The following is a 19,796-nucleotide window of genomic DNA, read 5'->3' on the forward strand; positions in this document are numbered from 1 at the left end:
CGTCGGATGCTGGGATCGAAACGGCGCGCGAACGTCGCGCTGCGGGCGTTGTCACTCGATGACCTTGGGCACCATGAAGAAATCATCGTCGGACGCCGGCGCATTGGCGACGACCTTCTCGGCATAAAAGCCGTCGGTGACCACGTCTTCGCGCATCTTCATCACCTGCGCCACCACGGAGGTGAGCGGCTCGACGTCGCTGACATCGACTTCGTTCAATTGTTCCGCGAAGCCGAGGATCGCATTGATCTCGGACTGGAAGGCGACGGCCTCCTCCTCCGATATGGCAATGCGGGCGAGACGCGCGACGCGCTTCACGGTGGCGATGTCGACGGACATGGCGGAATCCTTCGGAACAGCAGGCGGATCGGCCGGCGGGCGGCCGCTGCTCGCTATATCATCGCGCCTCGCCGCGCCGCAACCAAGCGCGGCAAAAGCCGTCGATTGTCCTGCGATTGCCGTTTGGATAGGCTGGCCTCAATCCGATGAACACCCTCGCCGCCCCGAGCCCAGGTTTCTGCCGCGACTGCATGGCGCCTGCCGGCAGCGGCCGGCGCTGCCCGGCCTGCGGCAGTCCACGCATCGCCGCGCATCCGGAACTTTACGAACTCGCCATCGCCCATGTCGATTGCGACGCCTTCTATGCCTCGATCGAGAAGCGCGATAATCCCGATCTCCGCGACGTCCCCGTGATCATTGGCGGCGCCCGGCGCGGCGTCGTTTCCACCGCCTGCTATATCGCCCGGATCCGCGGCGTGCGCTCGGCGATGCCGATGTTCCAGGCGCTGAAGCTCTGCCCGGATGCCGTCGTCATCAGGCCAAACATGGAGAAATATGTCGCTGTCGGACGCGAGATTCGCGAACGCATGCTGGCGATGACGCCTCTGGTCGAGCCGATCTCGATCGACGAAGCCTTCCTCGATCTCTCGGGCACCGCGCGACTGCATGGCGCCGCGCCGGCCGTGCAACTCGCCCGCTTCGCGCGCAGCATCCAGAATGAGGTCGGCATCACGATTTCAGTCGGACTCTCCTTCAACAAGTTTCTCGCCAAGATCGCCTCCGACCAGGACAAGCCGCGCGGCTATTCGATCATCGGCCGCGCCGAGGCGATCTCCTTCCTGGCACCGCAGAAAGTCGGCCTGATCTGGGGCGTCGGCAAGGCATTCGAGCAGAAGCTCGCCGCCGACGGCATTCGTACGATCGGCCAGATCCAGGCGATGGAGGAAACCGAACTCGCCCGCCGCTATGGCTCGATGGGTCTGCGGCTGGCGCGGCTATCGCATGCCGATGACCGCCGCGCCGTCGATCCGCGTCATGACGCCAAATCGATCGGTGCCGAGACGACGTTCAACACCGACATGGCGAGCCTTGCCGAACTTCGGCCCGTGCTCCGCCATCTGTGCGAAAAGGCCGCCGGCAGGCTGAAGCGCGCCAACCTGGCGGCCCACACGGTCACGCTCAAGCTGAAGACGGCGGATTTCAAGCTGCGGACGCGGGCGCGCCAGTTGGCCGACCCCTCTCGCCTTGCCGACCGTATCTTCCGCACCGCCGAGGAACTCCTGGCCCGTGAGATCGACGGGACGCCCTTTCGCCTCCTCGGGGTCCAGTTGTCGCATTTCGAAGATCCGGCTCTCGCTGATCCCGACGATCTGCTCGATCCGGCAGCCGCCAAGCGTGCTGCTGCGGAAGCCGCGATCGACAAGGTGCGGGAGCGCTTTGGCAAAACCGCGGTCGAGCATGGCATCACCTTCAGACGCGACGACTGAAGGCCGGGGCCAGACCCGCGCGGGAGCGCAGTCCTAATCCTCGAAATGAATGTTCTGGGCGACGCGATGACCATCGTCGACGACCGGCTGCGTGCTCAGCACCAGAACCTCGGCCGTCGCATCGGCAGGCGTTGTGACGCGATGCGGTTTCGATGTCGAGAAGTGCAGCGAGTCGCCGGACTGGAGTTCGTAGATGACCCCGTCGATCACATAACGAACCGTTCCATTCAGCACATAGACGATCATCTCGCCATCATAGGAGAAGACCTTCGACCGCAACGCGGACGGGAAGAACAGCTTGACAGCGCTCAGCAATTGGTTGGGGAAACTCGTGGAGAGGCGCTCATAGCAGCCCGCCTCGTCCTTGATCTGGTGCGCTATCCGCCCCTCGCGGCGCGACACGGAGATCGGGAGATCTGATTCCTGCAACAGCCCGCTGACGGTCGTCTCCAGGGCCTGCGCGATCTGGGCGAGCGAGGCCAGCGAGGGCTTGGTGATGTTGCGCTCGACCTGGCTCAGAAAGCCGACCGAAAGGCGGGTGATCGCCGCCACGCGCTCAAGCGTCAGGCGCCGCTGGCGCCGGGCATCGCGAATGCGCTTCCCAAGTTTCATTTGGTCAGTCATTCAGGGGCGCCCTCGACGGCGCACACTGATAGATTATTGACCGCCACGAGCCCATACGGCATCGATCGCTCGGTCGAGGGTCAAAAACGCCCGTGGCAGCACGTTATCTCGCTGCCATCCAGCGGGTGATGACACGACGGCGCCCCCGAAAATCCGGCCCGCAGCCCGCTGAATCGTTTTCAAGATTAAGGACCGGCCGTCAACTTGTCACCAGCCGGGATCGCAACGCGAGCGGCCGCGGGCTCGACGCCCGCGGCCTTCGTCAATAATCTCTCAGCTCTTCAGGATGCTGCGGCCGGCATATTCGCCCTGGATGCCAAGCTGCTCTTCGATGCGGATGAGCTGGTTGTACTTGGCGGTCCGGTCCGAACGGGCGAGCGAGCCAGTCTTGATCTGCCCGCAATTCGTCGCGACCGCGAGATCGGCGATGGTCGAATCCTCGGTCTCGCCGGAACGATGCGACATCACGGCGGTGTAGGCCGCCTTATGCGCCATCGCGACGGCGTCGAGCGTCTCGGTCAGCGAACCGATCTGGTTGACCTTGACCAGGATCGAATTGGCCGTGCCCGACTTGATGCCGCGCGAGAGGCGCTCGGTGTTTGTGACGAAGAGATCATCGCCAACGAGCTGAACCTTCTTGCCGATCGAATCCGTCAGGCCCTTCCAGCCGGTCCAGTCGTCCTCGCTCATGCCGTCCTCGATCGAGATGATCGGGAACTTCGAGGAGAGATCGGCAAGATAGGCGATCTGCTCATCGATCGAGCGGACGACGCCTTCGCCTTCGTAATTGTATTTGCCGTCCTTGAAGAACTCGGTCGCCGCGCAATCGAGGCCGAGATAGATGTCCTCGCCGAGCTTGTAGCCGGCCTTCTCGATCGCCTTGGCGACGAAATCAAGCGCTGCTACGGCCGAAGGGAGATTGGGCGCGAAGCCGCCTTCATCACCGACATTGGTGTTGTGGCCCGCGTCCTTCAGCGCCTTCTTCAGCGTGTGGAACACTTCCGAACCCCACCGAACAGCCTCGGCGAGCGACGGCGCGCCGACCGGCAGGATCATGAATTCCTGGAAGTCGATCGGATTGTCGGCATGGACGCCGCCATTGATGATGTTCATCATCGGGACGGGCAGCACCTTGGCGTTGACGCCGCCGACATAACGGTAGAGCGGCTGCCCGGCGGCCTGAGCCGCCGCCTTGGCGAGCGCCAGGCTGACGCCCAGAATGGCGTTGGCGCCGAGACGCGCCTTGTTCGGCGTGCCGTCGAGTTCGATCATCGTGGTATCGATGAGGCTCTGGTCTTCGGCTTCCATGCCGCCGATCGCGTCGAAGATCTCGGTGTTGACGGCTTCGACCGCTTTCAGGACACCCTTGCCCTGATAGACCGACTTCTCGCCATCGCGCAGTTCCACCGCCTCATGCGCGCCGGTCGACGCGCCCGAGGGAACCGCAGCGCGGCCGAGCGAGCCGTCTTCGAGCAGAATATCGACCTCGACGGTCGGATTGCCGCGGCTGTCGAGGATCTGGCGGGCGGTGATGTCGATGATGGCGGTCATTCAAGGGTCCTTCTTGAGCGCGGCAGAGGCTGAGGATCAGCTTCTAGCGCGGCATGCCGGCCCGCGAAAGTCATCGCGCGAGAAAAGGGACCGGCGTCGTTGCCGCTACCACCGCCGCATGGCGGTGCCGTGACGCCTGCTTCGATCGCTCAGAGATCAGCCGGCTCGCCCTCGCGCCCCGCTGCCCTGTCCTGCGCCTCGAGCCGCCGGAACTGGCGCCAACCGAGCGGCAACGCGATGAGATAGGCCGTCGCGCCGGCCGCCAGCACATGCCAAGGATAACTCAGCAGCGACGCCGCCGCGACGACCACGAGGACGAACAGCGGCAGCACGACATTGCGCGGCACCCGCGCGCCCATCTTCTTGCCCGACCAAGTCGGCAGGCGGCTCACCATCAGGAGGCCGACCGCGACCGTATAGAGAAACACGATCGGAACGCCGACCGCGCCGATCGGGATATCGAGATTTTCGAGATAGACCGGCAGCAGCACGATGAGCGCCCCTGCCGGCGCCGGAACGCCGGTGAAGAAATTGCCATGCCAGTCCGGCTTGGTCGGCCCATCAATGGCGACGTTGAAGCGCGCGAGGCGCAGCGCGGCGCAGATCGAGAACACCAGCGCCGCGATCCAGCCAAGCGAATGAACCTGATCGAGAGCCCAGACATAGAGAATGATCGCCGGGGCTACGCCGAAATTGACGAAATCAGCCAGCGAATCGAGCTCGGCGCCGAAGCGCGAGGTCGACCGCAGCAGCCGCGCGATCCGCCCGTCCACGGCATCGAGCACGGCCGCGATCACGATCATCGCGATCGCTTCGCCATAACGGCTCTCGATCGCCATCCGAATGGCCGTCAGCCCGGCACAGAGGCTGAGCAGCGTCACCAGATTGGGCAGGATCATCCGGATCGGGATCTGGCGCACCTGCCGCAGACGCGGCCGATTGCTGCTTTCATCCGGATCGAATGGCGGAAAGATCGTTTCCATCAATCGACCCTGACGGTTCGATCAGCCGCGGCCCCGAAGCGAGCCAGCACCGTCTCGCCGCCGACGGCGATCTGGCCTTCCGCCACCAGCGGCGCATAGCCTTCGGGCAGATAGACATCGAGACGCGAACCGAAGCGGATCAGGCCGAAACGCTGACCGGCCGAGAGCGCCTCGCTTTCCCGCGTGAAACAGACGATGCGGCGCGCAACGAGGCCCGCGATCTGCACCACACCGACCGTGCCGTGCTCACCCTCGATCACGAGGCCGTTGCGCTCGTTATCCTCGCTCGCCTTGTCGAGCTCGGCATTCAGGAACCGGCCGGGCTTATAAGCGATCTTGCGGACACGGCCCGAAACGGGCGCACGATTGATGTGGCAATTGAAGACGTTCATGAACACCGAAATGCGCATGCGCGGCAACGGGCCAAGCTCAAGCTCGGGCGGAGGCAGCGCCGGGCCGACCTGCGAAACCCGGCCGTCGGCGGGGCTGATCACGAGACCGGCTCCGAGCGGCGTGACGCGCGGCGGATCGCGGAAGAAATAGACGCACCACGCCGTGGCGACCAGGCCGACCCAAAACAGCGGCCCCCAGAGCCAGCCGAGGAACAGCGCCAGGAACGCAAGGATCGCGATGAACGGATAGCCCTCGCGATGGATCGGTACCAGGGATGCCCGGATCGATTTCAGCACAGAATCCATGCTCGCCCTGTCTCTAGCCGCGTGATGGCCCCGATAAAACACGGATCGTCGAGGCTGTGAAGCCGCTGGCGGCGATCAGACCACAGCCTCGAGCCCTGCCTTCGGGCCACGGACGACAAGCCCGAGCGTATCGCTCTCCTCGACCTGACGCAGCCGCTCCGCAGCCTCGGCGGCCTCGCGCTGGCGATTCCACATCGAGGCGTAGAGCCCGTCAGCCTTGATCAGCGCTTCGTGGCGACCGCGCTCGATGATCCGGCCGGCCTCGAGCACGATGATCTCGTCGGCATTCACCACCGTCGAAAGCCGGTGCGCGATGACGAGCGTCGTGCGGCCCTTGGAGACCCGATCGAGCGCGCCCTGGATCTCACGTTCGGTATGGGTATCGAGCGCGGATGTCGCTTCGTCGAGGACGAGGATCGGCGGCGCCTTCAAGATGGTGCGCGCAATGGCGACACGCTGCTTCTCGCCGCCCGACAGCTTCAACCCGCGCTCGCCCACCTCGGTATCATAGCCGTTCGGCAACGTCTCGATGAAGGGACCGATCTGCGCCATGGCGGCCGCCTCGCGAACTTCCTCTTCGGAGGCCGCCGGGCGGCCATAGCGGATGTTGTAGGCGAGCGTGTCGTTGAACAGCACCGTATCCTGCGGAACCATGCCGATCGCGGCGCGCACGCTTTTCTGCGTTACGTCGCGAATGTCGGTCCGGTCGATGGTGATGCGGCCGCCGGTAACGTCATAGAAGCGGAACAGCAGGCGCGAGATCGTCGATTTGCCGGCCCCGGATGGGCCGACGATGGCGACCGTCTTGCCCGCCGGCACCTCAAAACTGATGCCCTTCAGGATGGGCCGCTCGGCGTCATAATGGAATTCGACGTCCTCGAAGCGCACCGCACCATCGGAAACCACGAGTGGCGGCGCGTCCGGCCGGTCCTTGACCTCCTCCGGCACATCGAGGAGATCGAACATCGCTTCGACATCGGCGAGGCCCTGCTTCAGCTCGCGATAGATCGTCCCGATGAAGTTGAGCGGGAAGGAAAGCTGGATCAGCAGGGCATTGATCATGACGAAATCGCCAAGCGACTGCGTCCCGTTCATGATCGCAAGTCCAGACAGGACCATGCAGGTCGTCATGCCGATGGTGAAGATAACCGTCTGACCGATATTGAGCCAGGCCAGCGACGTCCAGGTCTTGACCGAGGCCGCCTCATAGCGGGCGAGCGACACGTCATAGCGCGCCGACTCCATATCCTCGTTGCCGAAATATTTCACCGTCTCGTAGTTGAGCAGCGAATCGACCGCCTTCGAGTTCGCCTCGGTGTCGGAAGCGTTCATGTCGCGGCGAAGCGCGATGCGCCAGTTGGAGGCGACCACGGTGAACCAGACATAGGCACCGATCGTCGCGATGATCACGCCGAGATAGGTCAGGTTGAACTGCCAGGCGATGATGATCGCGGCCAGCAGGAATTCGAGCAGCGTCGGCAGCGTGTTGAGGATTATGTGGTCGACGATCGCGTCGACACCCTTCATGCCGTGATCCATCGTCCGCGACAGCCCGCCGGTATGCCGCTGCAGGTGAAAGCGCAGCGACAGCCGGTGCATATGCACGAAGGAGCGGTGCCCAAGCTTGCGGATCGCGTGCTCGCTGACGCGGGCAAAAAGGGCATCGCGCAGCTGGTTGAACAGATTGAGGAGAATGCGGCCGGTGCCATAGGCGACCACAAGCATGATCGGAACGGTCACGAGCGCCGCGACGCCTGCAACGGCGGCGCCTGCGGGCTGCGATCCGCTCAGCGCATTCGTTGCCCATTTGTAGAAGAAGGGTACGAACACCGTGATGACCTTGGCGATCGCCAGGACGACCAGCGCGCCGACGACGCGGACCTTCAGGTCAGGCCGATCATCCGGCCAGATATAGGGCCACAGCTGACGGACGGTATGGAGGGCCGAGCGCTCGTCGGCCTGCTTCTTCTGCGGTGCCGTCGGTTCGGCACTCGTGCTGGCGATTGTGGTCACGCCCGTCTCCTTGTTGCGCGCATCGCGAAACGCGCAAAAGACCGCGCGCATCGCCTGATAGAACAGCGATGCGACAGTCGTTTGGGCGCCTCAGCGCGGTATCTTCAACCCAGATGGTATCGACCGGTCACTGCGTCCAGCGCGCATCGCCGGCGGGCAACACAAAAACCTGGCCCGGATAGATCCAGTTCGGATCGCGGATCTGGTCGTTGTTCGCCTCATAGATGGTCGAGAAGCGGACGCCCTGGCCATAGAGCCGCTTGGAAATCGTCCACAGATTATCGCCGCGCCGGATAATGACGCTCTTTGGCGCCGGGACATTGCTGGCAGTTTCGACGCCCTCGGAGCCGCCGCCTTCGGTGGTGACCGCCATCAGCGTTGCAACATCGCCATTCTGCTCGAAGGGCACTTCGGCGCGGGCAAGCACATTGCCGTTCGCCTTGTCGATCCCGTCGGCGCGGATCGTATGCTTGCCAGTGCCGACGGCGCCCTTGGCCTCGATCTGCCAGCGTCCGTTCTCGTCGACCGTCGCATCGCCGACGACGACGCCGTCGACATAGATCCGCACCGTGCCGCCGATCGCCGCAGAGCCGGAGATGAACAGCTTGCCGTCCTGGAACTCGACGGCATCGACCGTCACATCCGGCTTGGCCGAGACCGCGCTGCCATCGGCCGCCTTGGTCGGGGCCGGAACCTGGATCACCTTGCTCGCTGCATCAGGTGAATTGAGCACCACCAGCGGCCCGGATTTCGGGTTTTCCGGAACGTCCACCGCGACGCTCTGTTCGGAGAGGGTCTCGGTCTTCTTGTCGGCCGATGTCGTGCGGATCGAAAGATCGTGCGAACCCGGGGCAAGCGGCTTGTCGGCGGTCAGTGCCCATTCGCCACGGTCATTGGCCGTGCCCTTGGCAATCGGCGTCGCGCCGTCCATCACCTCGACGGTCGAATTCGGCGGCGCGAGACCGGCCACCACCGCCTCGCCGGTCGGCTCGACGCGGACGACGTCGAAACTTGGTGCCGCAGGTGTGCTTGCTGCGGGCGCAGTCGCTTCGCCACCGGGGGCAGGATTGGCCGGCGCGGGCGCCGCGGCTGATGGCGCCGCAGTCGGGGCGGTGTCCTTCACCGCATCCTTGGCGGCATCCTTGGTGGCAGGGGCGACCACGGCAACGTCGACCGCCTGTTCGGGCTTTGGTCCCGGACGCGATGTCAGCGCGAAATAACCGCCGATGATCAGGATCACGACGACGATCACTGCTGCGATGCGGCCCGTCCAGCTTTGCCCCGCCCTACCCTGTTCAGCCATCGACGATCGAACCTGCTTCCCCAATGACGGTGCACACGGCCCGTCGCCTACCGGCGCCACGCTCCTTTGCCGGCACGACATCGCGCCTGCGAAACGCAGCCTTTCAAAGGCCTGTTATACGCGCTTTCGTCCCGCTCACAAGGCGTTGAAATGGCGGAATTCCCTCGCCCGCCTGCGGCGCCCGCGGAACTTGACGGCCCTCTTTGCGGATGCGAGGAAGATCAACATGACATCGCTTTCATCGATTTGCGTCTATTGCGGCTCCTCCGAGGGCGGCGATCCGGTTTATGCCGCCGCCGCAGCCGCGCTCGGCCGCGCCATGGGGTCCGCCGGCATCGGCCTTGTCTATGGCGGCGGCTCCATCGGCCTCATGGGCATCGTGGCGCGCTCGGTCATGGCCGCCGGGGGCCATGTCACCGGCATCATCCCGCAGTTCCTGCGCGAGCGTGAGGTCATGCTCGAGACCGCGCATGACCTCGTCGTCACGAGCGACATGCATGAGCGCAAGCGGACGATGTTTGAACGCGCCGATGCCTTCGTCGCGCTGCCGGGCGGTATCGGCACGCTGGAGGAGCTGGTCGAGATCATGACCTGGGCCCAGCTCGGCCAGCACAAAAAGCCTGTGCTGATCGCCAATATCAACGGTTTCTGGGATCCGCTGGTCGTCCTGTTGCGCCACATGTCGGACGAAGGCTTCATCCGGAACGGCTTCGAGGTGAGCTACCTCGTCGCCGACCGCGTCGAGGACATCGTGCCGAAGCTTCAGGCCGCCGCGACCGCGCCCACGACGCGGCAGAAGCCCGCCGCGCCAGCTTCGATCCCGATCGCCGATCTCTAGGCCGGCTCCACGCCGGCACGGATCAGCTTGTAGACGATCGAATCGATCAGGGCCTCAAATGAGGCATCGACGACGTTTTCGGATACGCCGATCGTCATCCAGCTGTCGCCCGTCGCGTCGCGGCTCTCGATGAGCACGCGTGTCACCGCTTCGGTACCGCCATTGAGGATACGGACCTTATAGTCGACCAGCTCGAGGTCGGTGATCACATCCTGATAAACGCCGAGGTCCTTGCGCAGCGCCCGGTCGAGCGCATTCACCGGGCCGTTGCCCTCCGCGACGGTCAGAAGACGCTGCCCCCCGACTTCGAGCTTCACGACGGCTTCCGACACCGAGACCAGCTTGCCGGCCGCATTGTGCCGGCGCTCCACTGTCACGTGGAAGCTCTCGACGGTGAAATAGTCGGGCACCGACCCCAGCGTGCGCCGCGCCAGAAGCTCGAACGATGCGTCCGCGCCTTCATAGGAATAGCCGACGGCCTCGCGCTCCTTCACCTCAGACAGCAACGTGTCCAGCCGGCGATCGCCCTTGTCGACGGGAATGCCGAGCCGTGCCAGTTCGGCCAGCAGATTGGAGCGGCCCGCCTGATCCGAGACGAGCACGCGGCGATGATTGCCGACCTGCTCGGGCCGAACATGCTCGTAGGTGCTCGGATCCTTGACGATCGCCGAGGCGTGGATGCCGGCCTTGGTCGCAAACGCCGAAGCGCCGACATAAGGCGCCTGCCGGTTTGGCGCGCGATTCACGATCTCGTCGAAGCGATGCGAAAGCTGCGTCAGCCCCTGCAGGGCTTCGGTCGTGACGCCGATCTCGAACCGGTCGGCGTAAAGCGGCTTCAACAATAATGTCGGGATGAGCGAGGTCAGATTGGCGTTGCCGCAGCGCTCACCGATACCATTGAGCGTACCCTGGATCTGGCGTGCGCCGCCACGAAGCGCTGCCAGCGAATTGGCCACCGCTTGCTCGGTGTCGTTATGGGCGTGGATGCCGAGATGATCGCCGGGTACCACAGCGGAGGCCGCGCGAACGATCGCTTCGATCTCCTCCGGCTGGCTGCCGCCATTGGTGTCGCAGAGCACGACCCAGCGCGCACCGGCGTCATAGGCAGCCTTGGCGCAGGCCAGCGCGTAAGTCGGATTGGCCTTGTAGCCGTCGAAGAAGTGCTCGCAATCGACGAGCGCCTCCTTGCCGGCGCCGACCGCAGCGGCCACCGACTGCCGGATACCGTCGAGATTTTCGTCCTCGCTGGCGCCAAGCGCGACACGCACCTGATAGTCCCAGGTCTTGGCGACAAAGCAGATCGCGTCCGACTTCGCCTCGATCAGCGCGGCGACGCCGGGATCATTCGAGAGGCTGACGCCGGCGCGCTTGGTCATGCCGAAGGCGGTGAATTGCGCGCGCCGTGTCCGCTTCTCGGTGAACAGCCGGTTGTCGGTCGGGTTCGCACCGGGATAGCCACCCTCGACATAGTCGAGGCCAAACTCGTCGAGGAGTCCGGCGATGTGCACCTTGTCCTCTACGGAAAAATCAACGCCATTGGTCTGTGCGCCATCGCGCAGGGTGGTATCGAACAGAGTGACACGTTCACGATTCATGATGTCTCGCTCGCTTCGCCGCGAACGTCCCATGTGGTCCAGAAAGCTCCTGTCTCCTCATCTTTGCCGTCGATAATAATGAGACCCATGCCATCCAGCGTCTTGCGAATCTCGTCCGCCTTCGCGAAGTCGCGGGCACGGCGGGCGTCGATACGCTCCTCGATCAACTGTTCGATCAGCGCTTCATCGAGCGGCAGGCTGGTCATGGCGTCGTCTTTCTTGGTGCCGGCTTCATCGGGAAGGGCGGCGGGAAGTCCGGATAACCGCGGTTGCGGGAGGGTGACGGTCATACTCTCGCCGCCCGCCGCGGCCAAACGAAATCTCGCGGCGTGGAGACTGCCGCAGTCGATCACGACTTCGTTCCCGGTCGTGAGCGGACTTGCTTTGTGATAAGGGTCCATTAGTTTCCGGGCGAACGACGACCCGCCTGCCCAAGACTCCGGCCGTCACCTCCGGGGACGCGACCAGCCTCGATCGCATCCCGTTTCCCGCCCGGATGTTTCACCATGCCCGCCCGCCTGCTTCCCGACCGGATCCTGCTGCCCCTTATCGTCGCCTGTGCGCTGTTCATGGAGAACCTCGATTCGACGGTTCTCGCCACCGCACTGCCGACAATCGCCCGCGATTTCGGCGTCAGCCCGATCAACCTCAAGCTCGCCCTCACCTCGTATCTCCTGACCATCGCCATTTTCATCCCGGCGTCCGGCTGGCTGGCGGATCGCTTCGGCGCTCGGACGATCTTCCGCCTCGCGCTCGTCACGTTCACAGTCGGATCGATCTGTTGCGGCCTTTCTCACTCGATCGGAGAGATCGTCGCATCCCGAATCCTGCAGGGTCTCGGCGGGGCGATGATGGTGCCCGTCGGGCGGCTGGTGATTCTGAAGTCCGTCTCGAAATCCGAACTGGTCGGCGCCCTCGCCTGGCTCACGGTTCCGGCGCTGATCGGGCCAGTGGTCGGGCCGCCGCTCGGTGGCTTCATCACCACCTATTTCGACTGGCGCTGGATCTTCTGGATCAACGTTCCGATCGGCATTCTCGGCTTCGTGCTGGCAACGCTGTTCGTCCCCGATATCAGGGGCGAGGAACGGGTTCGCTTCGATTATCCCGGCTTCATGCTGTCGAGCTTCGGCATTGCCGGCTTCGTCACCGGCTCGACATCGCTCGGCCTCAATCTGATGCCGTGGCCCTATGTCGTTGGCCTGCTTCTGGGCGGCGGCGCCCTGCTCGTCACCTATGTCTTCTATAGCCGGCGGATCGCCAACCCGATCCTCGACCTGTCGCTTTTTGCGATCCCGAGTTTCCGCGCCAGCGTCATCGGCGGATTGCTGTTCCGCATCGGCATTGGCGCGATGCCCTTCCTGTTGCCACTGATGTTGCAGCTCGGCTTCGGGCTCAGCCCTTTCCAGTCTGGCTCGATCACGTTCGTCTCGGCCATCGGCGCCATCGCGATGAAATTCGTCGCGCCGCCGCTGCTGCGCCGCTTCGGCTTCCGCAGCGTCCTCATCGCCAATTCCGTGATTGCCGCCATCTTCATCGGCATGCCCGCGATCTTCGATATCGGCACGCCGATGCATATGATCACGGGGCTGCTCTTCGTCGGCGGCTTCTTCCGCTCGCTGCAGTTCACCAGCGCCAATGCGCTTTCATTCGCTGACGTGCCGCAGGCGCGGATGAGCCGGGCGACGAGCCTCACCAGCGTGTTCCAGCAATTGTCGATGTCGATCGGAATTTCGGTCGGCGCCATCGCGCTCGAAATGTCGCTCGCTCATACCGGCGGCACCATCACGGTCGCGACGTTCCATCCGGCCTTCATCGCGATCGGCCTGATATCGATGAGTTCGGTGTTCTTCTTCATGAAGATGCCGCGCAACGCCGGCGAGGAAATGTCCGGCCGCCGCTTGAAGCCGAAGACGCTCGCGCCTGATCCAGTCACGGCGATGCGCGAGCGCGCCTGAAGCGATTTCTCAGGGCCGCCAGGCGGCCTCGTCCTCTTGGCTCTCCTCGTCGTCGCGCGACGCGTCCTGGCGCTTTCCCTTGAAGCCTTTGGCGAGGATGAAGAGTTCGACCGAGCCGGCGCGGCTTGCCGGCGGCTTCAGGTGATGCACCGTGGCGAAATGCTGCTTCAGCGTCGTCAGGAGCGTGCTCTCGGCACCGCCGCGGAACACCTTCGACAGGAACGAGCCGCCGGGCTTCAGCACGTCGAGCGCGAAGGCGGCCGCGACCTCGCAGAGATAGGTCGTGCGCAGATGGTCCGTCTGCTGGTGGCCAGTGGTCGGCGCTGCCATGTCGGAAAGCACCACGTCAGCCCGACCGCCGATCGCATCCTGCAACAGCGCCGGCGCGTCCTCGTCGAGGAAGTTCTTCTGGAACAGGATGACGCCGGGCAGTTCGTCCATCTCGAGATAGTCGATGGCGACCACCAGCTTGTTCAAATCGGTCGAGCCGACCCGCTCAACCGCGACCTGCGACCAGCCGCCGGGCGCGGCGCCGAGATCGACCACCTTCATGCCGGGAGCGAGAATGTGGTGCTTGTCGTCGATCTCGATGAGCTTATAGGCCGCGCGCGAGCGATAACCCTCGCGCTTCGAGCGCACGACATAGGGATCGTTGAGCTGCCGCTCGAGCCAGCGCGTCGAGGACGCGGTGCGCCCCCGTGCCGTCTTCACGCGGACCGTCAGTTCGCGGCCGCCCGGCCCCTTGCCCTTGCTGTCCTTCATGACGCGCGTCCGTTCTGTCGGGGATTGCGACGCCAGACGCCGTCTTCCGCCATCATTTCCACCAGAATGCCCTCGCGAAGCCCGCGATCGGCGACGCGGAGCCTCTGGCATGGCCAGCGTCGGCGGATCGCCTCGAGGATGGCGCAACCGGCGAGGACCAGGTCGGCCCGCTCACGCCCGATACAGGGATTGGCGACACGGGCGGCATAATCCATGCCGGTGATCACCGCCATCATCTGATTGACCTCTTCGGCGCTGAGCCATGTGCCGTCGACGCGCCGCCGGTCATAGCGCGGCAAGCCCAGATGAACGCCGGCGAGCGTCGTTACCGTGCCGGAGGTGCCGAGCATGTGCAGGTTGCCGGCCGCCACGGCGCGGTCGAGAGCGGCACCTTCCGGAAAGGCGGCAAGCATCTCGGTCACCTCGGCGACCATCGCCTCGAACACGGTGGCGTCGACCAGTTCGCCGCCATGCCGCTCGCTCAGCGTCACCACGCCGACCGGCAGCGACGCCCATGTCCGGATGCGGTCCGACATGCGGCGGCGATGCCGATCGGCCGGCCGCGTCAGGTCGATCCAGACGAGTTCCGACGAGCCGCCGCCGATATCGAACAGCAGTGCACCGCTGGTCTGCGGATCGATCAGCGAGGCACAGCCGGACACGGCGAGCCGGGCCTCGGTCTCGCGCGAGACGATTTCGAGATCGAGGCCGGTCTCGGCAAGCACGCGATCAAGAAAGTCAGCGCCGTTCTCAGCAGCGCGGCAGGCTTCCGTCGCAATCAGCCGCGCCCGCACGACGCCGCGATCCTTGAGCTTCGTCTGGCAGATTCGCAGCGCTTCCACCGCCCGGTCCATTGCCGCATCGCCGAGCCGACCGCTGCGGCCAACGCCTTCGCCGAGCCTGACGATCCGCGAAAAGGCATCCACGACATGAAAGCCGCGCTCGCGCGGCCGCGCGATCAGCAGCCGGCAATTATTGGTGCCGAGATCGAGCGCAGCATAAAGGCCGTCACCAGGCGACCGCGACACCGCGGCCGCCATGGCCACCGGAGGTGATTGCACGTTGGGCTGGGATGCCAAGGCCGGCTGCGGACGTCGCTCGGGCAGACGCGGAGATCCCGCCGCGGGTGGTGCCCGCAGTTCACCGCCAGCAGCATAGACCGGACGACGCCTCTTGCGCCGGCGGCCCTTCTTTTTCGACGCCTGCGAACCGCCATGCGGTCCCTGGCCGTCGGCGGCTCCGACAAGGTCGCGGACAAGGGCCGGACCATTGGCGGGCGCCTCGGAATCCGCGCGTCGCGGATCCTCGCCCGTAATTGCCACTTCGAAATCCTCGGCCGCGACGGCACGGACACAAGGCCCGGCGCGCAGCTCTTTGAGTGCCTAGTTGTCCTCAGTGTAAGCAGCAAAGACCGACCTTACAAGCGAAGGGAGAATGCGCGACGCGGCTCACCCGAAGGGTCGATTGACAGGGGGCGTTTGGAGAGCCGACAATCCGCAAGACTTGGCGCGCAGCCTGAAAAAGGCACGACAAGAGACTGAAAACACTTGGGGGCTGCAGTGGCGGATCAACCGCATTTCGTGATCGTCGGCGGCGGAACCGCTGGCTGGCTCGCAGCTTTCATTCTGAGCGACAAGGCACGCCGGCTCAAACTCGGCGCGCGCGTCACCGTGGTCGAATCCTCGAAAATTCCGACCGTCGGCGTCGGCGAAGGCAGCACGGCGGCTCTTCGCGTGCTGATGCAGTATTTCAACCTGAACGAGTTCGAGTTCTTTCGCGAGACGGGCGCGACCTTCAAGCTCGGCATCCGCCACAAGGACTGGCGCCATATCGGTCACAGCTATGACGGCCCGATCGACGATCCGCATCAGGTCGTGAAGGCACCCGCCGGCGCACCATCTGACTATCTCAACGTCTTCTGCGTCGCGGCCGGCCGCAAGCTGCAGGACATGCATCTTTTCGGCCCGCTGCTCGAACGCAAGAAGGCGCCCTATGCGCGCAAGGATGACGGGACGCTGCTGCCGCTTGGACCGTTCCACCATGCCTTTCACTTCGATCAAGCGCGGGTTGGCAAGTTCCTGAAGGCCCGCGCCTCCAATGTCGACACGATCGACGCCAGCGTCTCCGGCCTCGAGCGGGACGCTGAGACCGGTTATATCCGCGCGCTTATTCTTGACGATGGGACCCGCCTTGCCGGCGATTTCTTTGTCGATGCCACCGGCTTCCGCAAGCGCCTCATCGTCCAGGAACTCGCAGCCCCCTGGATCTCCTATGCAAAGGAACTGCCCGTCAACCGGGCCCTGCCGTTCTGGATCGACATCAAGCCGGGTGAGGAGATCGCCAACTACACCCTGGCCTGGGCGCTCGAATCGGGCTGGATGTGGCAGATCCCGACGCAGGAGCGCTATGGCTGCGGCTATGTCTATTCGGACGCCTTCAAGACACCGGACGAAGCGAGGCTCGAAGTCGAGCGTGTGCTCGGTCATCCGATCGAAGTTCGCGACGACATCCGCTTCGAGATCGGCCGGTTGGCGACACCCTGGCTGGGCAATTGCCTCGCTGTCGGCCTCGCGGCCAGCTTCCTCGAGCCACTGGAGGCGACCTCGATCCATGGCTCGATCGTGCAGCTGATGCTTTTCGCCGACAACTATCTGAAAAACCCGGAGGAGATGACCGAGACGGACCGCGTCGACTACAATCGCCGCTTCGGGCGCCAGGTCGACGATTTTCGCACGTTCATCAACACGCACTACGTCACTGAGCGTGACGACACACCGTTCTGGCGCGATGTGCGAGCCGAGCGACTCCATGACGAGACCCGGCAGCGGCTCGCGCTCTGGAGCAAGGAAATGCCACGGCGGGAGCACTTCCCGTCCTACCTGGGCGGCCTGCCGCATGTCGAGACACAGTTGCACTATCCCGTGCTCGACGGGCTCGGATTGCTCGACCCCGAAGTCGCCCGGGCCGAAATGGCGCGCGACCCCAAATTGAGGGCCTTTGCGCGCGACACCGTCGACAGTCTCGTACGGGAATATCGCGCCGCCGCCGACAAGGCCCTCGGCCATGCCGAGTTCCTCGCTCACATGCGTTCGCTCGGCTGAGCGAAGCAGGCCGAGCTGACAAATTTCATTCCTCGGAAGGCAATCGAGACTAGACTCCTCGCGCTGACTGCGATGGGAGAGAAGTCAATGACGCCAAGCCGACGTGGTTTCATCACCATGAGCGCCGGCATTTCAGCCGCCTCGGTCCTGCCAGCCGCCGCGAGCGCGACGGAAAGCTGCGTCGATCCGGTCACGGCGATGGCGGAGGCAGTCTCGAACGGCTTGTTCGCCGATGACGGGCTCGCGCGACCGGCGCCGATGACGCCGACGGTCTCCAACCTCGCCGCCGGACTCGACCGGACACTCGTGCTCGGCGGCGGCGGCGAATACTACGTCGCCTGGTATTGCGGGTTCTTCCACGGCCTTCTGGAACTGGGCTTTGATCCTAATCTCGCTGAGATGGTCGTGGGCACCTCGGCCGGCGCCTATATGGGCTCGTCACTGACCTCGGGCCATTTCGCGCGTCTCCGGACCGAGTTCGATTTCTTCGGCCATTTTCCCAGCCTGTTCGCCAAGATGGCGCCTGTTTCCAGCGCCAACGCCAGCCAGAAACGAGCGCAGGAAATCAATTTCAAGGTCACGAATGGCGATCCCGCATCGATCCAGGCGATCGGACACGCCGCCCTCGCCTCCGACAACAGGGTGAACGGGGATGCCGTCGAGCGTCTCGCCTGGCTCTTGACGGGTGACAGCAAGACGGACTGGCCGGTCGCCAAGATGTTCACGACCGCCAATGATTGCTACACCGGAGAGCGCCTCGTCGTCGGCCAGGCCGTCGCGCGCAGGAACGGCATTCCGCTTGCCCATGCGGCCGGCGCCAGTTCATCGCTGCCCGGCGTCATCGGTCCGACGCTGCTCGGCCAGCGATATTGCATGGATGGCGGCATCGCGCGGACCTGGGCGCATACCGACATCGTCGCCGGCTCGAAACGCGCGCTCGTCATCACGCTGACCAATGGCCATGACGGCACCGTTCTCACCGGCATTCCGCACAACATCAACACGGAGATCGCAGCACTCGAGGCGACGGGCACCAAGGCGATGCTCATCATCGCCGGCACGCCGCCGGGCGTAAACCTGCTTGATCCCAAGGAAATCGCGCCCGCGCTGAAGGCCGGCTACGACCGCGCAAAAACCGAAGCGCCAAAAATCCAGCAGTTCTGGTCCTGAGAACCAAAAGACCCGGCCGCCATCATGGCGACCGGGCCGTCAACTCAGTCGATCCTGATGGATCAGGCGGCAACCTTCCGCTTCGATCCGCGCGCCCAGGCCGGCAGCCAGTCGCCATGGGCAGCGATGAGGTCGTCGACGAGGTTCCAGATCTGGTCGAGGTCGAGCTCGGCCGCGGTATGCGGATCGAGCATCGCAGCGTGATAGATATGGTCCTTGTTCTCGGTCATCAGCGCGGCAACGGTCAGTTCCTGCACGTTGACATTGGTCCGCATCAGGGCTGAAAGCTGCGGCGGCAGCTTGCCGATATGCGTCGGCTGGATGCCCGAACGATCGACAAGGCAAGGCACCTCGACGGCGCAGCCCTCGGGCAGCGAGGTGATGAGGCCGGTGTTGCGGACATTGCCGTAGATCACCGCAGGTTCGCCGGTCCAGACCGCATTGACGATCTGAGAGGCGTATTCCTTGGATTCCTTGACCTCGACCCGGTTGGCCGTGCGGTATTCCTTGGCGGTATCGTTCCAGCGCGCGATCTGTTCAATGCAGCGCTTCGGATATTCGTCGAGCGGCACGCCGAACTTCTCGATGAGGTCCTCACGGCCCTCCTTGATGAAATAGGGCGTGTATTCGGCGAAATGCTCCGAGCTCTCGGTCACGAAATAGCCGAGCCGGGTCATCATCTCGTAGCGCACCTTGTTCGGGCAGCGCGGGTTCCAGGTCGGCTTCGGCGCCCGGCCTTCGCGATAGGCGCGCATGAGATCCGGATAGAGATCGCGATAGGAGCCGTCCGCCTGCAGGTGCTCGAACTTCAGATAGAACGCCATGTGGTTGATGCCGGCGGAGCGATAGCGGATTTCCTCATAGGGAATGCCGAGATCTTCAGCCAGCTCGTGCGCCGTGCCCTGAACCGAATGGCAGAGGCCGACCTGCTTGATGGTCGGATATTTCTCGCTGATCGCCCAGGTATTGATCGCCATGGGGTTCACATATTGCAGCATGATCGCCTCTGGGCAGACCGCGAGCATGTCCTCGCAGATCTTCCACAGATGCGGCACGGTCCTGAGGCCGCGCATGATGCCGCCAACGCCGAGCGTATCGGCGATGGTCTGGCGCAGGCCATACTTCTTCGGGATCTCGAAGTCGACGACCGTCGACGGCTCATAGCCGCCGATCTGGAAGCAGACGACCACGAAATCGGCGCCCTCGAGCGCGCGGCGCTGGTCGGTGTAGCTCGTGACCGTTGCGGGGACATCGAGCGTCTGGACGAGCTTCTTGGCGATGATCTCGCTCATCTCCAGGCGCTCGGGATTGATATCCATCAGCGCGATTTCCGCCTCGGCCAGCGCCGGCCGATGCAGGATGTCGCCGACAATGTTCTTCATGAACACCGAGGAGCCGGCGCCGATAAAGGTGATCTTGGGACGTGCCATGACTTCA

The 19,796-nt window shown here is 64.2% G+C and carries 17 protein-coding genes; 5 read left to right on the plus strand and 12 right to left on the minus strand.

Annotated features, from left to right (window positions below):
• Window positions 1–51: 51 nt before the first annotated feature.
• Entirely contained in the window at window positions 52–339 is a 288-nt protein-coding gene (gatC, locus tag LB518_RS16545) for an Asp-tRNA(Asn)/Glu-tRNA(Gln) amidotransferase subunit GatC (RefSeq protein ID WP_224578626.1), read from the minus strand.
• Between the two features lie 146 nt (window positions 340–485).
• On the opposite strand from gatC, the gene LB518_RS16550 reads away from it, so the two are divergent.
• Window positions 486–1,766 carry a DNA polymerase IV gene (locus LB518_RS16550; protein WP_224578627.1) on the plus strand — a complete coding sequence of 427 codons (1,281 nt, stop codon included), beginning with the start codon at window positions 486–488 and terminating at the stop codon, window positions 1,764–1,766.
• A gap of 33 nt (window positions 1,767–1,799) precedes the next feature.
• Here the strand turns inward: LB518_RS16550 and LB518_RS16555 are convergent, their stop codons facing one another.
• From LB518_RS16555 to LB518_RS16580, 6 genes are all read right to left on the minus strand, one after another.
• Window positions 1,800–2,378 carry a helix-turn-helix domain-containing protein gene (locus LB518_RS16555; RefSeq protein WP_224578628.1) on the minus strand — a complete coding sequence of 193 codons (579 nt, stop codon included), beginning with the start codon at window positions 2,376–2,378 and terminating at the stop codon, window positions 1,800–1,802.
• A gap of 285 nt (window positions 2,379–2,663) precedes the next feature.
• Entirely contained in the window at window positions 2,664–3,941 is a 1,278-nt protein-coding gene (gene eno, locus LB518_RS16560) for a phosphopyruvate hydratase (RefSeq protein ID WP_224578629.1), read from the minus strand.
• Between the two features lie 149 nt (window positions 3,942–4,090).
• Window positions 4,091–4,924 carry a CDP-diacylglycerol--serine O-phosphatidyltransferase gene (gene pssA / locus LB518_RS16565; protein WP_224578630.1) on the minus strand — a complete coding sequence of 278 codons (834 nt, stop codon included), beginning with the start codon at window positions 4,922–4,924 and terminating at the stop codon, window positions 4,091–4,093.
• Window positions 4,924–5,622, minus strand: coding sequence for a phosphatidylserine decarboxylase (locus LB518_RS16570; protein WP_224578631.1), 699 nt, complete (start codon window positions 5,620–5,622; stop codon window positions 4,924–4,926). The genes pssA and LB518_RS16570 overlap by 1 nt, the downstream gene beginning before the upstream one ends.
• A 75-nt stretch (window positions 5,623–5,697) precedes the next feature.
• Entirely contained in the window at window positions 5,698–7,686 is a 1,989-nt protein-coding gene (locus tag LB518_RS16575; RefSeq protein ID WP_502845841.1) for an ABCB family ABC transporter ATP-binding protein/permease, read from the minus strand.
• A 76-nt stretch (window positions 7,687–7,762) separates the two neighbouring features.
• Entirely contained in the window at window positions 7,763–8,938 is a 1,176-nt protein-coding gene (locus tag LB518_RS16580) for a LysM peptidoglycan-binding domain-containing protein (protein WP_224578632.1), read from the minus strand.
• A 226-nt stretch (window positions 8,939–9,164) separates the two neighbouring features.
• Between LB518_RS16580 and LB518_RS16585 the strand changes: the two genes are divergently transcribed.
• The gene (locus tag LB518_RS16585) at window positions 9,165–9,776 is read left to right on the plus strand and encodes an LOG family protein (RefSeq protein WP_224578633.1); all 612 of its coding nucleotides are present in this window, start codon (window positions 9,165–9,167) and stop codon (window positions 9,774–9,776) included.
• On the opposite strand, the gene cimA is transcribed toward LB518_RS16585, so the two are convergent.
• The gene (cimA, locus tag LB518_RS16590) at window positions 9,773–11,371 is read right to left on the minus strand and encodes a citramalate synthase (protein ID WP_224578634.1); all 1,599 of its coding nucleotides are present in this window, start codon (window positions 11,369–11,371) and stop codon (window positions 9,773–9,775) included. The genes LB518_RS16585 and cimA overlap by 4 nt on opposite strands.
• Window positions 11,368–11,661, minus strand: a complete 294-nt coding sequence (locus tag LB518_RS16595; RefSeq protein WP_224578635.1) for a CysS/YqeB C-terminal domain-containing protein — start codon at window positions 11,659–11,661, stop codon at window positions 11,368–11,370. Before LB518_RS16595 ends, cimA begins: the two co-directional genes overlap by 4 nt.
• Window positions 11,662–11,844: 183 nt before the next feature.
• Between LB518_RS16595 and LB518_RS16600 the strand changes: the two genes are divergently transcribed.
• A complete protein-coding gene (locus tag LB518_RS16600) occupies window positions 11,845–13,326 on the plus strand; it encodes an MFS transporter (protein WP_224578675.1) in 1,482 nt (493 codons plus the stop codon).
• 9 nt (window positions 13,327–13,335) lie between these two features.
• Here the strand turns inward: LB518_RS16600 and LB518_RS16605 are convergent, their stop codons facing one another.
• Together LB518_RS16605 and LB518_RS16610 are read right to left on the minus strand one after the other, a co-directional pair.
• A complete protein-coding gene (locus tag LB518_RS16605; protein WP_502845842.1) occupies window positions 13,336–14,199 on the minus strand; it encodes an RlmE family RNA methyltransferase in 864 nt (287 codons plus the stop codon).
• Window positions 14,085–15,116: a Ppx/GppA phosphatase family protein gene (locus LB518_RS16610; protein WP_502845843.1), complete on the minus strand. Its 1,032-nt coding sequence runs from the start codon at window positions 15,114–15,116 to the stop codon at window positions 14,085–14,087. Before LB518_RS16610 ends, LB518_RS16605 begins: the two co-directional genes overlap by 115 nt.
• Before the next feature lie 531 nt (window positions 15,117–15,647).
• Here LB518_RS16610 and LB518_RS16615 point away from each other — a divergent pair.
• Together LB518_RS16615 and LB518_RS16620 are read left to right on the plus strand one after the other, a co-directional pair.
• The gene (locus tag LB518_RS16615) at window positions 15,648–17,189 is read left to right on the plus strand and encodes a tryptophan halogenase family protein (protein WP_224578638.1); all 1,542 of its coding nucleotides are present in this window, start codon (window positions 15,648–15,650) and stop codon (window positions 17,187–17,189) included.
• A gap of 87 nt (window positions 17,190–17,276) precedes the next feature.
• Window positions 17,277–18,359 carry a patatin-like phospholipase family protein gene (locus LB518_RS16620; protein ID WP_224578639.1) on the plus strand — a complete coding sequence of 361 codons (1,083 nt, stop codon included), beginning with the start codon at window positions 17,277–17,279 and terminating at the stop codon, window positions 18,357–18,359.
• A 62-nt stretch (window positions 18,360–18,421) separates the two neighbouring features.
• On the opposite strand, the gene LB518_RS16625 is transcribed toward LB518_RS16620, so the two are convergent.
• A complete protein-coding gene (locus LB518_RS16625) occupies window positions 18,422–19,789 on the minus strand; it encodes an alpha-glucosidase/alpha-galactosidase (protein WP_224578640.1) in 1,368 nt (455 codons plus the stop codon).
• Window positions 19,790–19,796 lie beyond the last annotated feature (7 nt).

The organism is Mesorhizobium sp. BR1-1-16, assembly GCF_020165495.1.
In the GTDB taxonomy this organism is placed as follows: domain Bacteria; phylum Pseudomonadota; class Alphaproteobacteria; order Rhizobiales; family Kaistiaceae; genus Kaistia.

Bases quoted from the DNA above. Each gene is read 5' to 3' on its own strand.
- LB518_RS16595 (WP_224578635.1), bottom strand. From the start codon at position 11,661: ATGACCGTCACCCTCCCGCAACCGCGGTTATCCGGACTTCCCGCCGCC.
- LB518_RS16605 (WP_502845842.1), bottom strand. From the start codon at position 14,199: ATGCCAGAGGCTCCGCGTCGCCGATCGCGGGCTTCGCGAGGGCATTCT.
- LB518_RS16620 (WP_224578639.1), top strand. From the start codon at position 17,277: ATGACGCCAAGCCGACGTGGTTTCATCACCATGAGCGCCGGCATTTCA.
- LB518_RS16550 (WP_224578627.1), top strand. From the start codon at position 486: ATGAACACCCTCGCCGCCCCGAGCCCAGGTTTCTGCCGCGACTGCATG.
- LB518_RS16555 (WP_224578628.1), bottom strand. From the start codon at position 2,378: ATGAAACTTGGGAAGCGCATTCGCGATGCCCGGCGCCAGCGGCGCCTG.
- pssA (WP_224578630.1), bottom strand. From the start codon at position 4,924: ATGGAAACGATCTTTCCGCCATTCGATCCGGATGAAAGCAGCAATCGG.
- LB518_RS16580 (WP_224578632.1), bottom strand. From the start codon at position 8,938: ATGGCTGAACAGGGTAGGGCGGGGCAAAGCTGGACGGGCCGCATCGCA.
- gatC (WP_224578626.1), bottom strand. From the start codon at position 339: ATGTCCGTCGACATCGCCACCGTGAAGCGCGTCGCGCGTCTCGCCCGC.
- LB518_RS16570 (WP_224578631.1), bottom strand. From the start codon at position 5,622: ATGGATTCTGTGCTGAAATCGATCCGGGCATCCCTGGTACCGATCCAT.
- eno (WP_224578629.1), bottom strand. From the start codon at position 3,941: ATGACCGCCATCATCGACATCACCGCCCGCCAGATCCTCGACAGCCGC.
- LB518_RS16585 (WP_224578633.1), top strand. From the start codon at position 9,165: ATGACATCGCTTTCATCGATTTGCGTCTATTGCGGCTCCTCCGAGGGC.
- cimA (WP_224578634.1), bottom strand. From the start codon at position 11,371: ATGAATCGTGAACGTGTCACTCTGTTCGATACCACCCTGCGCGATGGC.
- LB518_RS16575 (WP_502845841.1), bottom strand. From the start codon at position 7,686: ATGCGCGCGGTCTTTTGCGCGTTTCGCGATGCGCGCAACAAGGAGACG.
- LB518_RS16625 (WP_224578640.1), bottom strand. From the start codon at position 19,789: ATGGCACGTCCCAAGATCACCTTTATCGGCGCCGGCTCCTCGGTGTTC.